This is a genomic window from Pseudomonas sp. NCHU5216, from assembly GCF_052156495.1.
In the GTDB taxonomy this organism is placed as follows: domain Bacteria; phylum Pseudomonadota; class Gammaproteobacteria; order Pseudomonadales; family Pseudomonadaceae; genus Aquipseudomonas.
This window is the reverse complement of the sequence record NZ_JBQLIX010000052.1, coordinates 1-12,783: the sequence shown is the minus strand read 5'-3', so window position 1 is coordinate 12,783 and position 12,783 is coordinate 1. Positions and strand designations below refer to the sequence as shown.

General features: G+C 64.1%; 13 protein-coding genes. 12 read left to right on the top strand and 1 reads right to left on the bottom strand.

All coding sequences use genetic code 11. The features are described from left to right. The first annotated feature begins 257 nt into the window (after positions 1-257). The 5 genes from ACSVIK_RS23610 (at position 258) to ACSVIK_RS23590 (ending at position 4,542) form a co-directional block, all read left to right on the top strand. Positions 258-698 carry a DUF2059 domain-containing protein gene (locus ACSVIK_RS23610; RefSeq protein WP_442446607.1) on the top strand — a complete coding sequence of 147 codons (441 nt, stop codon included), beginning with the start codon at positions 258-260 and terminating at the stop codon, positions 696-698. A 2-nt stretch (positions 699-700) separates the two neighbouring features. Beyond that, positions 701-994 carry a BolA family protein gene (locus ACSVIK_RS23605; RefSeq protein WP_442446582.1) on the top strand — a complete coding sequence of 98 codons (294 nt, stop codon included), beginning with the start codon at positions 701-703 and terminating at the stop codon, positions 992-994. Positions 995-1,194: 200 nt separating this feature from the next. Next, positions 1,195-2,133, top strand: a complete 939-nt coding sequence (gene trhO, locus ACSVIK_RS23600; protein ID WP_442446581.1) for an oxygen-dependent tRNA uridine(34) hydroxylase TrhO — start codon at positions 1,195-1,197, stop codon at positions 2,131-2,133. Between the two features lie 2 nt (positions 2,134-2,135). Beyond that, a complete protein-coding gene (locus ACSVIK_RS23595; RefSeq protein ID WP_442446580.1) occupies positions 2,136-2,768 on the top strand; it encodes a DsbA family protein in 633 nt (210 codons plus the stop codon). Beyond that, positions 2,761-4,542: an ABC transporter ATP-binding protein gene (locus ACSVIK_RS23590; RefSeq protein WP_442446579.1), complete on the top strand. Its 1,782-nt coding sequence runs from the start codon at positions 2,761-2,763 to the stop codon at positions 4,540-4,542. The genes ACSVIK_RS23595 and ACSVIK_RS23590 overlap by 8 nt, the downstream gene beginning before the upstream one ends. 99 nt (positions 4,543-4,641) lie before the next feature. On the opposite strand, the gene ACSVIK_RS23585 is transcribed toward ACSVIK_RS23590, so the two are convergent. Then, positions 4,642-5,517, bottom strand: coding sequence for a LysR family transcriptional regulator (locus tag ACSVIK_RS23585; protein ID WP_442446578.1), 876 nt, complete (start codon positions 5,515-5,517; stop codon positions 4,642-4,644). Between the two features lie 94 nt (positions 5,518-5,611). Between ACSVIK_RS23585 and ACSVIK_RS23580 the strand changes: the two genes are divergently transcribed. The 7 genes from ACSVIK_RS23580 to ACSVIK_RS23550 all read left to right on the top strand — a co-directional run bounded on the left by ACSVIK_RS23580 (position 5,612) and on the right by ACSVIK_RS23550 (position 12,553). Continuing rightward, complete coding sequence (locus ACSVIK_RS23580; protein ID WP_442446577.1) at positions 5,612-6,349, top strand: CTP synthase C-terminal region-related (seleno)protein; 738 nt, start codon at positions 5,612-5,614, stop codon at positions 6,347-6,349. Beyond that, positions 6,346-6,672: an antibiotic biosynthesis monooxygenase family protein gene (locus ACSVIK_RS23575; protein ID WP_442446576.1), complete on the top strand. Its 327-nt coding sequence runs from the start codon at positions 6,346-6,348 to the stop codon at positions 6,670-6,672. The genes ACSVIK_RS23580 and ACSVIK_RS23575 overlap by 4 nt, the downstream gene beginning before the upstream one ends. A gap of 234 nt (positions 6,673-6,906) precedes the next feature. Further along, positions 6,907-7,992 carry a 4-hydroxyphenylpyruvate dioxygenase gene (gene hppD, locus ACSVIK_RS23570; RefSeq protein WP_442446575.1) on the top strand — a complete coding sequence of 362 codons (1,086 nt, stop codon included), beginning with the start codon at positions 6,907-6,909 and terminating at the stop codon, positions 7,990-7,992. A 4-nt stretch (positions 7,993-7,996) separates the two neighbouring features. Next, a complete protein-coding gene (locus ACSVIK_RS23565; protein ID WP_442446574.1) occupies positions 7,997-9,136 on the top strand; it encodes a homogentisate 1,2-dioxygenase in 1,140 nt (379 codons plus the stop codon). A 143-nt stretch (positions 9,137-9,279) separates the two neighbouring features. Continuing rightward, positions 9,280-10,263: a fumarylacetoacetate hydrolase family protein gene (locus tag ACSVIK_RS23560; RefSeq protein WP_442446573.1), complete on the top strand. Its 984-nt coding sequence runs from the start codon at positions 9,280-9,282 to the stop codon at positions 10,261-10,263. Positions 10,264-10,350: 87 nt separating this feature from the next. Beyond that, entirely contained in the window at positions 10,351-11,001 is a 651-nt protein-coding gene (gene maiA, locus ACSVIK_RS23555; protein WP_442446572.1) for a maleylacetoacetate isomerase, read from the top strand. Between the two features lie 91 nt (positions 11,002-11,092). Beyond that, on the top strand, positions 11,093-12,553 hold the full coding sequence (locus ACSVIK_RS23550; protein ID WP_442446571.1) for a sodium-dependent transporter: 1,461 nt from the start codon (positions 11,093-11,095) through the stop codon (positions 12,551-12,553). The last annotated feature ends 230 nt before the right edge of the window (positions 12,554-12,783 follow it).

Below are 12,783 nucleotides of genomic sequence, written 5' to 3'. Positions count from 1 at the left end.
GTAGATAACGAGCATGCCGAGATCACTTGAGCATGGGCAAGTGCTGGCAATTTGGCAATCGATCAATGGAGTACGCCAGTGCACGAAATCACTGTGCGCCGTTTCACAATCCTTATCGCTTGAGGGAAAACCGAGTTGGGCACAAAATGCCGCCACCACAGTCTATTCAGACTCATTCACCACAGTCGGAGCCTTTCATGCCCCGTTTTCACCAGTTGTGCGCCGCCTTCCTGCTCGCTGCCGGCTCGTCCCTGGCCATGGCCGATGCGGCCAGCCATGCCGCCGATGCCGAGCGTTTTCTCAAGCTGGCGCATGCCGACAAGCTGACCGTGCCGGTGTATGCCCAGGTGCAGCAGATGTTCGCCCAGCGTTTCGCCCAGGCCCCGGATGGCAAGAAGGCGGTACTGGAGAGCTACCAGGCCAAGGCCAATGCCGCGCTGGACAAGGCCGTCGGCTGGGACAAGCTGAAGCCGGACATGATCAAGCTGTACACCAGCAACTTCAGCGAGCAGGAGCTCAAGGATCTGATCACCTTCTACCAGTCGCCACTGGGGCAGAAAGTGCTGCAGAAGATGCCGGCTTTGACCGCGCAATCGGCGCAGATCACCCAGGGCAAGCTGGAGACGGCCGTGCCTGAGGTGAACAAGCTGCTGGCCGACATGAGCAAAGATCTCGGTATCAAGCAACCCGCGGAGTGACGATGTCCAAGCAAGCCCTGATCGAACAGGCCCTGGCCGCGCTGCATCCCGAGCACCTGCAGGTGCTGGACGAGAGCCACATGCACAGCCGCGGCCTGGAAACCCACTACAAGGCGGTGATCGTCAGCCCGCTGTTCGCGGGTCTGAATGCGGTCAAGCGCCACCAGAAGGCCTATGCCACGGTGGGCGAGCTGATGAGCCAGATCCATGCTCTGGCGCTGCACACCTATACCCCCGAGGAGTGGGCGGCACAGGGCGCGGCGCCGGCTTCGCCGACCTGCCGCGGCGGCCACTGATGTAGCCCGGATGCAATCCGGGGAAACTCGGCGCCAAGTCCCGGATTGCATCCGGGCTAGGTGACAGGCTGTCGCGGCTTGTCGCCAACTCACCCCGGCGATTGGCCGCTTTGTTACAATCGCCCCGCGCCGGCTCAAGCCGGCGTTTTTCATGCCCCACCAGTCCGCCCTTTACGTGGGTGACTACTGAGAGAATATTCATGACCGACAAGATCGTCGTCGCGGCGTTGTACAAGTTCGTCTCCCTGCCGGACTATCAGGCGCTGCGTGAGCCCCTGCTGCAAACCCTCATCGACAACGGCATCAAGGGCACCCTGCTGCTCGCCGAAGAGGGCATCAATGGCACCGTTTCCGGCACCCGTGCGGGTATCGATGCGCTGCTCGCCTGGTTCCGCCAGGACGCGCGCCTGGCCGATATCGACCACAAGGAATCCTATTGCGATGAACAGCCGTTCTATCGCACCAAGGTCAAGCTGAAGAAGGAAATCGTCACCCTCGGCGTGCCGGGTGTCGACCCCAACCAGCGTGTCGGCACCTATGTCGAGCCACAGGACTGGAATGCCCTGATCAGCGATCCCGAGGTGCTGTTGATCGACACGCGCAACGACTACGAGGTGGCCATCGGCACCTTCGAGGGCGCCATCGACCCCAGGACCAAGTCGTTCCGCGAGTTTCCCGAGTACATCAAGGCCCACTTCGACCCGAGCAAGCACAAGAAGGTGGCGATGTTCTGCACCGGCGGCATCCGTTGCGAAAAGGCCTCCAGCTACATGCTCGGTGAGGGCTTCGAGGAGGTCTATCACCTCAAGGGCGGCATCCTCAAATACTTGGAGGAAGTGCCGCAGGAGCAGACCAAGTGGCGCGGCGACTGCTTCGTCTTCGACAACCGCGTGACCGTGCGCCACGACCTCTCCGAAGGCGACTACGATCAATGCCATGCCTGTCGCAATCCGATTTCCGTGGAAGATCGCCAGTCCGAGTTCTACAGCCCCGGCGTGAGCTGCCCGCACTGCTGGGATTCGCTGCCGGAGAAGACCCGCGAGAGCGCCCGTGAGCGGCAGAAGCAGATCGAACTGGCCCGTGCGCGCAATCAGCCGCATCCCATCGGCCGCGACCCCCGCCAACTGAACGAGGTGTGACCATGGCCAGCCGCCTGCTCTACGTGATGGATCCGATGTGCTCCTGGTGCTGGGGCTTCGCTCCGGTGCTGAAGGCTCTGGCCGAGCAGGCGGCAGCGCAGGATGTGCCCTTGCATTTGATCGCCGGTGGCCTGCGTCGTGATCAGGTGGCGGTGGATGCCGCCGCCCGCGTGCGCTATCTGGGCTATTGGCAGGCGGTCAACGCCAGCACCGGGCAGCTTTTCGACTTCGAGCGCGGCCTGCCCGAAGGCCTGGTTTACGACACCGAGCCGGCATGCCGCGCCCTGGTGACCGCGCGCAACCTCGATGCCGGTAGTGCCTGGCCGTTGGCCGAGCGCATCCAGCGTGCCTTCTACACCGAAGGGGCGGATGTCACTCAGGCCAGTGTGCTGGTGCAATTGGCCGAGCAGGCTGGCATTCCGCGTATCGAGTTCGCCGAGGCCTTCGACAGCCAGGCCATGCACGAGGCCACGGCAGCGGACTTCACCTGGGTGCAGGACCTGGGCATCGCCGGCTTTCCCACCCTGCTGGCCGAGCAGAACGGGCAATTGGCGCTGCTGACCAACGGCTATCAGCCGCTCGAGGCGCTGTCACCGCTACTGGGGCGTTGGCTGGAGCGTGCGGCCAATGCCTGATCGGTTGAGCTGGGCAGAAGTCCGTCGCCTGGCCCTGCGTCACAAGAAAGCGCTGATACTGGCCAATCTGGTGGCCGTGCTGGCCACCCTGTGCAGCGTGCCGATTCCCTTGCTGTTGCCACTACTGGTGGACGAGGTGCTGCTGCACGACGGCAACGCCGCGCTCAAGGTGATGGATCATTTCCTGCCCGCCGACTGGCAGACGGCCGCTGGCTATATCGGTTTGATGCTGCTGCTGACCTTTTGCTTGCGCGGCTCGGCGCTGATCTTCAACGTGCTGCAGGCGCGCCTGTTCGCCAGGCTGTCGAAGGACATCGTCTACCGCATTCGCATGCGCCTGATCGAGCGCCTCAAGCGCATTTCCCTCGGTGAATACGAAAGTCTCGGTGGCGGCACCGTGACCACTCACCTGGTCACCGATCTGGACACCCTGGACAAGTTCGTCGGCGAGACCCTGAGCCGCTTCCTGGTGGCCATGCTGACGCTGGTCGGCACCTCGGCCATCCTCATCTGGATGCACTGGAAGCTGGCGCTGCTGATCCTGCTGTTCAACCCGCTGGTGATCTACGCCACCGTGCAACTGGGCAAGCGCGTCAAGCACCTGAAGAAGCTGGAGAACGACAGCACCGGGCGCTTCACCCAGGCATTGACGGAAACCCTCGATGCCATTCAGGAGGTGCGCGCCAGCAATCGTCAGGGCTATTTCCTCGGGCGTCTCGGCACGCGTGCGCAAGAGGTGCGTGACTACGCCGTGGCCTCGCAATGGAAAAGCGATGCCTCCAACCGCGCCAGCGGTCTGCTGTTCCAGTTCGGCATCGACGTGTTCCGCGCCGCCGCCATGCTCACCGTACTGTTCTCCGACCTGTCCATCGGCCAGATGCTCGCGGTGTTCAGCTACCTGTGGTTCATGATCGGCCCGGTGGAGCAACTGCTCAACCTGCAGTACGCCTTCTACGCTGCCGCTGGGGCGCTGACGCGCATCAACGAGCTGCTGGCGCGCCAGGACGAGCCGCAGTATGCCGGGCGCGTCGACCCCTTCAAGGGGCGCGACACCGTGGGCATCGAGATTCAGGGGCTGACCTTCGCCTATGACGACGAGCCGGTGCTCGATCGCCTCGACCTGTCCATCGCACCGGGCGAGAAGGTGGCCATCGTCGGCGCTTCCGGCGGCGGCAAGAGCACCCTGGTGCAGTTGCTGCTGGGGCTGTACTCGGCGCAGGCTGGGGTTATTCGCTTCGGTGGCAGCAGCCAGGAGGAGATCGGCCTGGATCGCGTGCGCGACAACGTCGCGGTGGTGTTGCAGCACCCGGCACTGTTCAACGACACGGTGCGCGCCAACCTGTGCATGGGCCGCGAGCGCAGCGACGAGGCCTGCTGGCAGGCGCTGCGCATCGCCCAGCTATACGACACCATCGCGCTGCTGCCGCAGGGCCTCGATAGCGTGGTCGGGCGCAGTGGCGTGCGGTTGTCCGGTGGCCAGCGTCAGCGCCTGGCCATCGCCCGCATGGTGTTGGCCGAGCCCAAGGTGGTGATTCTCGACGAGGCCACCTCGGCGCTGGACGCGGCTACCGAGTACGCCCTGCATGAGGCCCTGGGGCAGTTCCTCGAAGGGCGCACCACCCTGATCATCGCCCACCGCCTGAGCGCGGTGAAACAGGCCGATCGGGTGCTGGTATTCGATGGCGGCAGCATTGCCGAAGATGGCGACCACCAGCAACTGATCGCCGAAGGTGGGCTGTACGCCAAGCTCTACGGGCATCTGCAGCAGGGGTAGGGTGCGCTATGCGCACCGCCGCGATAAATGCTTCTGGATGCGTAGCCCGGATGTAATCCGGGAAGTACTCGCCACACCATTTCCCGGATTGCATCGGGGCTACCTGGCTGGTCTGTCCTGGCTCATCAAGGCTTCGCTCAACTCCTCGAACAAGGTCTGCACCGAGCGCAGCGCGCGGCAGTCGGGGCGGGTCAGCAGCCACAGCTCGGTGTCGCAGCCGGCCAAGGGTGAGCCGATAGCCTTGAGTTCGGGGTGCGCGCGCAGGACGAAATCGGGGAGGGCGGCCACGCCCAGCCCGGCGCGGGCCAGTTGCGCCACGGCGTACATGCTGCTGCAACGGTAACTGGGGGTGACGCTCGGCATCTCGCGCTGGCGCCAGAGCACCGTGGCGTGATCCGGCATCGATTCGTCCGGGGCGATCCAACTTTGCCGTGCCAAGTCGCTGCGATCCTGGCCGTCGTCGCGCGCGCAGACCAGGTAGGACACCCCGGTCAGGCGCCGACCGACCAGATGCTCCGGCGGCTGGTTGGTCAGGCGCAGGGCGAGGTCGGCGTCACGCCGGCTGAGGTTGGCGAAGTCGTTGGAGGTCACCAGCTCCAGCGACAATGCCGGGTAGCTGGGCATAAAGCGCGCCAGTGCCGGCAGCAGCAGGCTGCTCAACACTGCGTCGGTACAGGTCAGGCGCACCGTGCCGCTGACCACCTGTTTGCCCAGCTCAAGGGCCACGCGCGCAGCCTCCAGCGCCTGTTCGGCACGCTCGGCCTGCTCGGCCAGGGCACGTGCGGCTTCGCTGGGCTCGTAGCCGCGCCGGCTCTTCTCGAACAAGGCCACCCCCAACGCTGCCTCCAGGCGGCGCACCGCGCGGAACACGGTGGAAACGTCCACCTGCAGCAGTTCGGCGGCCCGCGCCAGGGAGCGACCGCGCACCAGGGCGAGTACCAGAGAAAGGTCGGCGTGGTCGATCTGATATTGCATGAGTGCAAGCTCTACTTGCCTATTCGCCAATTATCATTGCGTGAGCGCCATCTTATAGTGCCAGGCAGACCGCCATGCAAGAGGGCCAGCAACCATGTACAGCAAATGTCGAGTCAAGGTCGCCCTGGTGGGTGACTACAATCCGTCGATCACCGCGCACCGGGCCATTCCCGAGGCCCTGCAACTGGCCAGCGAGGCGCTGGGCGTGGCGGTCGAGTACGACTGGTTGGCCACCGAGCGCATTCTCGATGACGCGACCTTGCTGGCCTACGATGGCATCTGGTGCGTACCGGGCAGCCCCTATGCCGCCACCGAAGGCGCGTTGCGCGCCATCCGCTTCGCCCGTGAGCAGGGCGTGCCATTTCTCGGCACCTGTGCCGGCTTCCAGCTCGCACTGCTGGAATATGCGCGCAATCGTCTGGGCTGGGCGGATGCCGAGCACGCAGAGCTGTCACCACAGGCACAGACTCCACTGATCGCGCCGCTGGCCTGTGCCCTGCAGGATGTCATCGAACGCGTGCATCTGCTATCGGGCTCGCGCATCGCCGAGCTGTACGGGGTGCGCGAGATCAGCGAGCAGTACCTGTGCCGTTATGGTCTCGACGATGCCTTCGTCGAGCCGCTGATGGCCCAGGCACTGAGGGCTTCCGGGCATGATGAGGCGGGTGCCGTGCGGGCCATCGAGCTGGAGGAGCATCCGTTCTTCATCGCCACCCTGTTCCAGCCCGAACGCGCTGCTCTGCAAGGGCGCTTGCCGCCGTTGGTCGCCGGTCTGGTTGGCGCTTGCGCGGTGCAGTCGGTGCACGAGTCGCAGCAGGACGCGGTGGCATGATCGCCGCGACGCCGCAGCCGCCTTACTACGTGGTGATCTTCACCTCGCTACGCACCGAGGTCGATGCCGGCTACGCCGAGGCGGCGCAGCGCATGCTCGAGCTGGCCGCGCAGCAGCCGGGCTTTCTCGGTGTGGAGTCGGCGCGCAGCGACGGCCTGGGCATCACCCTGTCCTATTGGCAGAGCGAGGAGGCCATCCGCGCCTGGCGCGAGCATGCCGAGCACAGCGCCGTGCGCGAACGCGGGCGGGGCGAATGGTATGCCGCCTTTACCACCCGTGTGGCCAAGGTAGAGCGTGCCTACGGTTTTCAGCGCTCGGTGTGAGAGCAAGTGGCAAGGCTATCAACCAGGGTGTAAGGAAATATTTACGATTGCCAGGGTTTTGCATGCCAAGCGCTTGGCCTTGCAGGATGTGTAAGGAAAATTTGCCACTTCTGCCGCGAATCCCTGCGCCCAGGTGTCGCACCCCATCTTGAGAGCGGCTCTGCGCTCGGTTGTCATGAGGTTGTCCGCAACGCATTCGTGCGCTTGCCATAACAATGACAATCAGGAGGCAGAATGAACGCCGTGGCCAAGATCGAACAGCACAACCCCATCGGCACCGATGGGTTCGAGTTCGTCGAATTTACCGCGCCGAGCGCCAAGGGTATCGAGCAACTGCGCCAGTTGTTCACCGCCATGGGCTTCACCGAAACCGCCAAGCACCGCTCGAAAGAGGTGTGGCTGTTCCAGCAGAACGACATCAACATCGTGCTCAACGGCAGCCCCAGCGGCCATGTGCGTGCCTTCGGCGAAAAACACGGCCCCAGCGCCTGCGCCATGGCCTTCCGCGTGAAGAATGCGGCCCAAGCCGCCGCTTACGTCGAGCAACAGGGCGCCACGCTGGTGGGCAGCCATGCCAACTTCGGCGAGCTGAACATCCCCTGCGTCGAGGGCATCGGCGGCTCGCTGCTGTATCTGGTCGACCGTTACGGCGACAAGAGCATCTACGACGTCGACTTCGAGTACATCGAAGGCCGCAGCCCCAACGACAACGCCGTCGGCCTGCAGTGCATCGACCACCTGACCCACAACGTGCGCCGCGGGCAGATGGACGTCTGGTCCGGCTTCTACGAGCGCATCGCCAACTTCCGCGAGATCCGTTACTTCGACATCGAAGGCAAACTCACCGGCCTGTTCTCCCGCGCCATGACCGCGCCCTGCGGCAAGATCCGCATTCCGATCAACGAGTCCGCCGATGACAAGTCGCAGATCGAGGAATTCATCCGCGAATACCACGGCGAGGGCATTCAGCACATCGCCCTGAGCACCGACGACATCTACGCCACCGTGCGCCAACTGCGCGCCAATGGCGTGGACTTCATGAGCACCCCGGATACCTACTACGAGAAGGTCGACAGCCGTGTCGCCGGCCATGGCGAGCCGCTGGAGCAACTGCGTGAGCTGAACCTGCTGATCGATGGCGCGCCGGGGGATGACGGCATCCTGCTGCAGATCTTCACCAACACGGTGATCGGCCCGATCTTCTTCGAGATCATCCAGCGCAAGGGCAACCAGGGCTTCGGTGAGGGCAACTTCAAGGCCCTGTTCGAGTCGATCGAGGAAGACCAGCTACGTCGCGGTGTGATCAAGGCTGAGGAGTGACGCCATGAGCCGTCAATGGATCCGCTTCCCCCTGCGTGAAGGCGAATGTTCGCGTCAGGCCCATTGCGACCTGCCGCAGGGCACCTACGAGCGCGAGATGGGCCGTGAGGGCTTCTTCGGCCCCACCGCGCACCTGCACCACAAGCACCCGCCTACCGGCTGGATCGACTGGCAAGGCCCGCTGCGTCCGCATGCCTTCAACTTCAACGCCATCCCCAGCGAGCGCGACTGCCCGCTGGCGGCGCCGCTTACCCTGCACAATGCCGACGTCAAGCTGCGCGTGTGGCGCACCCACGGCGCCATGCGTCATCTGGTGCGCAATGCCGATGGCGACGAGCTGCTGTTCGTGCATGAAGGCAGTGGGCACTTCTACTGCGACTTCGGCCATCTGGAGTATCGCGACGGCGACTACCTGCTGGTTCCGCGTGGCACTGCCTGGCGTATCGAAGCCAGCACGCCGAGCTATTTTCTGCTGATCGAAAACACCGATGGTGCCTACCAGTTGCCGGAAAAGGGCCTGCTCGGCCCGCAGGCGATCTTCGATCTGGCGGTGCTGGAGCATCCGCATATCGATGACGCCTTCAAGGCGCAGCAGGACGAGAACACCTGGCAGATCCGCATCAAGCGGCGCGGCCAGATCAGCACTGTGACCTACCCCTACAACCCGCTGGACGTGGTCGGCTGGCACGGCGACAACACCGTGGTGCGCCTGAACTGGCGCGACATTCGCCCGCTGGTCAGCCACCGCTACCACCTGCCGCCGTCGGTGCACACCACCTTCGTCGCCAACGGCTTCGTGGTCTGCACCTTCACCCCGCGCCCGGTGGAATCCGACCCCGGCGCGCTCAAGGTACCGTTCTTCCACAACAACGACGACTACGACGAAGTGCTGTTCTACCACCGTGGCAATTTCTTCAGCCGCGACAACATCGAGCAGGGCATGGTCACCCTGCATCCCTGCGGCTTCCCCCATGGGCCGCACCCCAAGGCACTGAAGAAGAGCCAGGAGGATCCGGCCACCTTCATCGACGAGGTGGCGGTGATGATCGACACCCGCCGTGCCCTGGAGGTGAGCGATGCCGCCGCGTCTGTGGACGTGGCCGAGTACGTCAACTCCTGGCGCGCGCCGGGTACACAAGCTTAAGAGCGAGTACCAATCGTCCCCTCTCCCCTCGGGGAGAGGGTTAGGGAGAAGGGGCTGACAGCACACCCTCTCCCCCGGCCCCTCTCCCACAAGTGGGAGAGGGGAGAACAGCCCGCACCCGAACAGACGAATAGGTAGGAACCATGAAACTCGCATCACTGAATCAAGGCCGCGATGGCGTGCTGATCGTCGTGTCCCGCGACCTGAGCCGCGCCGTGCGCGTACCGCAGATCGCCGCCACCCTGCAGGCCGCGCTGGACGAGTGGGCCGTTACTCGGCCGAAACTGGAGGCGGTCTACCAGCGCCTCAACGACGGTCTGCTCGATGACGCCTTCGCTTTCGACCAGACGGCCTGCCACAGCCCCTTGCCGCGTGCCTATCACTGGGCCGATGGCAGCGCCTACGTCAATCATGTCGAGCTGGTGCGCAAGGCCCGTGGCGCCGAGATGCCCGAGTCCTTCTGGCATGACCCGCTGATGTACCAGGGCGGTGCCGATGCCTTTATCCCGCCGCACGCACCGATCCGCCTGGCCGACGAGGCCTGGGGCATTGACCTGGAGGCCGAGCTGGCGGTGATCACCGACGACGTGCCCATGGGCGCCACGCCAGCCGAGGCCGCCGGGCATATCCGCCTGCTGATGCTGGTCAATGATGTGTCGCTGCGTAACCTGATCCCCGGCGAGCTGGCCAAGGGTTTCGGCTTCTACCAGAGCAAGCCGTCGTCGAGCTTCTCGCCGGTCGCCATCACCCCGGACGAGCTGGGTGAAAGCTGGAAGGATGGCAAGGTGCACCGGCCACTGGTGTCGCATATCAACGGCGCGCTGTTCGGCCAGCCGGATGCCGGCGTGGACATGACCTTCAACTTTCCCACCCTGGTGGCCCATGCGGCCAAGACCCGGCCGCTGGGCGCCGGCACCATCATCGGATCGGGCACTGTGTCCAACTACGACCGCAGTGCCGGCTCCTCCTGCCTGGCGGAGAAACGCATGCTGGAAATCGTCGAGCAGGGCGAAGCGCAGACGCCGTTCCTCAAGTTCGGCGACCGGGTGCGTATCGAGATGTTCGACGCGGCCGGGCAGAGCATTTTCGGCGCCATCGATCAGGTGGTGGAACGCTATGAGCCATAAGCTGCAAGCCACAAGCCGCAAGCGGTGTGCCGGCAGGCTTTTGCTTGCGGCTTGTCGCTTGCAGCTTGCCCCTGGAGGCGCAGCCTCATGTTGAAGCTCTATGGCTACTGGCGCTCCAGCGCCGCCTACCGGGTGCGTATCGCCTTGAACCTCAAGGGCCTGGCCTATGAGCAGGTGCCGGTGCACCTGGTCAAGGATGGCGGGCAGCAGCACAAGGCCGAGTACCGTGCGCTGAACCCGCAGGGTCTGCTGCCGCTGCTGGTGGACGAGGCGAATGGCGGCGTGCGCATCGCCCAGTCACTGGCGATCCTCGAATACCTGGAAGAAATCTTCCCGGAGCCTGCGCTTTTGCCCGCCGACCCGGCCGAGCGCGCGCAGGTGCGGGCGCTGGCGCTGCATATTGCCTGCGACGTGCACCCGCTGAACAACCTACGCGTGCTGCAATACCTGGCCAGCGAACTGGGCGCCAGCGACGAGGCGAAGAGCGCCTGGTATCGCCATTGGGTCGCGCTTGGCCTGGCGGCAGTGGAGGAGGGGCTGGCCGCGTTCGACGGGCGCCTGTCGCTTGGTCAGCGACCTGGATATCTGGAAGCCTGCTTGATTCCGCAACTGTATAATGCGCGGCGTTTTAACTGTGACCTTGCCGCGTACCCACGCATCGTCGCCATGGCGGCGCGCTGTGAACCCCTGGAGGCCTTCCGACTGGCCGCGCCGGAGGTGCAAGCCGACGCCCAGTGACACCCCCGGCTTTCATCCAAGCCTTGCATTCCGCTGCGCCACGAGCGCGGCGGGTTCGATTCCGTCACAGATAAAAACAAACAGGTGACGCATGACCCGTGAAAAACCCAAGAACCTCTGGCTCTCGCGCTGGGGCTTCATCCTCGCTGCAACCGGCTCGGCCGTTGGTCTGGGCAATATCTGGAAATTCCCCTATATCACTGGCGAGTACGGTGGCGGCGCCTTCGTGCTGATGTACCTGGCGTGCATCCTGGCCATCGGTATTCCGGTGATGATGACCGAGATCGCCGTCGGCCGCCGTGGTCGCGGCAGCCCCATCGACGCCATCGGCCGCGTGGTGCATGAGAACGACGGCAACCCGGCGTGGAAGGCAGTGGGCGGCATGGCCATGCTCGCCGGTTTCATGATCCTGTGCTTCTATGTGGTCGTCGCCGGCTGGGCCTTCGCTTACACCTGGAAGATGCTCGATGGCTCCCTGGCCGCCACCAGCGTGGAAGCGCTCGGTGGGGTGTTCGAGGCGCATAACGCCAACCCCTGGCAGCTCGGTGGCTGGAGCGTGCTGGTGGCGCTGCTGACCCTATGGATCGTCGCCAAGGGTGTGCAGAAGGGCATCGAAAACGCGGTGCGCTGGATGATGCCCGGCCTGGCCCTGATGCTCGTGGCGCTGGTCGGTTATGCCCTGAGCAGTGGCAGCTTCGATGCCGGTTTCGCCTTCCTCTTTCACTTCGACGCCTCGAAGATCACCGGCGAGGCGCTGCTGGCGGCGTTGGGCCATGCGTTCTTCACCCTCAGCCTGGCTTCCGGTGCCATCCTCACCTATGGCTCCTACATTCCCGATGGCCAGTCCATCGCCCGCACCACCTTCATGGTGGCCATCTGCGATACCCTGGTGGCGTTGCTGGCGGGCCTGGCGATCTTCCCGATCATCTTCGCCAACGGCATGAGCCCCAGCGCCGGCCCGGGGCTGATCTTCATGAGCCTGCCGCTGGCCTTCCAGCAGATGCCCTTCGGCACCGCGTTCGGCGTGCTGTTCTTCGCCATGGTGTCGATCGCCGCGCTCACTTCGGCCATCTCCATGATCGAAGCCACGGTCGCCTACCTGAACGAGAAACACGGCATCAGCCGGCTGCGTGCGGCCATGGCCTCTGGTGCGGTGCTGCTGGTGATCAGCCTGCTGGCGATGCTCTCGTTCAACCTGATGGCGGGCTGGACGCCGTTGGGCAAGAACTTCTTCGACTGGCTGGACTACCTGACCTCGCGCTGGATGATGCCGCTGGGTGGCATCTTCATGGTGGTGCTGGCCGGCTATGCGCTGCGCAGCGAGATCATGCGTGACGAGCTGAATCTGCCGCCGGCCGGTTATGCCTTGTGGCTGTTCATGGTGCGTTACGTCAGCCCGGTGCTGATTCTGGTGGTATTCCTGCACGCCCTGGGTTGGCTGCTGTTCGATCCGGTGCTGCATTGGTACTGGATCGCTGGTGCCGTTGGCTTGCTGGCAATTGCCGGTGAGTTGGCCAGCCCTCGAGTACTGAGCAATCTGGCCAGCCGCTGAGTGGCAGACGGTGAGAACACAGAGCGCAGCTTCGGCTGCGCTTTTTTCTTTGCGGAATCATGGGGAGTTCAGTCTGTCGTGGTCTTGACACCGGACTGGCAAGTTTGTGTGTTTGTTTGGCTTTCTGGACGCCGCTGCGGTGTTCAGATAGTTCGGGTTTCGCCCCCTCGGGCGACTCACTTTTCTTTGAAATCGGATTGCCGCCCAGCGCAAAGAAAAGTAAGCAAAAG

Excerpts from the sequence above, each read along its gene's own strand:
- ACSVIK_RS23610 (WP_442446607.1), top strand. The coding sequence starts at position 258 with ATGGCCGATGCGGCCAGCCATGCCGCCGATGCCGAGCGTTTTCTCAAG.
- ACSVIK_RS23605 (WP_442446582.1), top strand. The coding sequence starts at position 701 with ATGTCCAAGCAAGCCCTGATCGAACAGGCCCTGGCCGCGCTGCATCCC.
- trhO (WP_442446581.1), top strand. The coding sequence starts at position 1,195 with ATGACCGACAAGATCGTCGTCGCGGCGTTGTACAAGTTCGTCTCCCTG.
- ACSVIK_RS23595 (WP_442446580.1), top strand. The coding sequence starts at position 2,136 with ATGGCCAGCCGCCTGCTCTACGTGATGGATCCGATGTGCTCCTGGTGC.
- ACSVIK_RS23590 (WP_442446579.1), top strand. The coding sequence starts at position 2,761 with ATGCCTGATCGGTTGAGCTGGGCAGAAGTCCGTCGCCTGGCCCTGCGT.
- ACSVIK_RS23585 (WP_442446578.1), bottom strand. The coding sequence starts at position 5,517 with ATGCAATATCAGATCGACCACGCCGACCTTTCTCTGGTACTCGCCCTG.
- ACSVIK_RS23580 (WP_442446577.1), top strand. The coding sequence starts at position 5,612 with ATGTACAGCAAATGTCGAGTCAAGGTCGCCCTGGTGGGTGACTACAAT.
- ACSVIK_RS23575 (WP_442446576.1), top strand. The coding sequence starts at position 6,346 with ATGATCGCCGCGACGCCGCAGCCGCCTTACTACGTGGTGATCTTCACC.
- hppD (WP_442446575.1), top strand. The coding sequence starts at position 6,907 with ATGAACGCCGTGGCCAAGATCGAACAGCACAACCCCATCGGCACCGAT.
- ACSVIK_RS23565 (WP_442446574.1), top strand. The coding sequence starts at position 7,997 with ATGAGCCGTCAATGGATCCGCTTCCCCCTGCGTGAAGGCGAATGTTCG.
- ACSVIK_RS23560 (WP_442446573.1), top strand. The coding sequence starts at position 9,280 with ATGAAACTCGCATCACTGAATCAAGGCCGCGATGGCGTGCTGATCGTC.
- maiA (WP_442446572.1), top strand. The coding sequence starts at position 10,351 with ATGTTGAAGCTCTATGGCTACTGGCGCTCCAGCGCCGCCTACCGGGTG.
- ACSVIK_RS23550 (WP_442446571.1), top strand. The coding sequence starts at position 11,093 with ATGACCCGTGAAAAACCCAAGAACCTCTGGCTCTCGCGCTGGGGCTTC.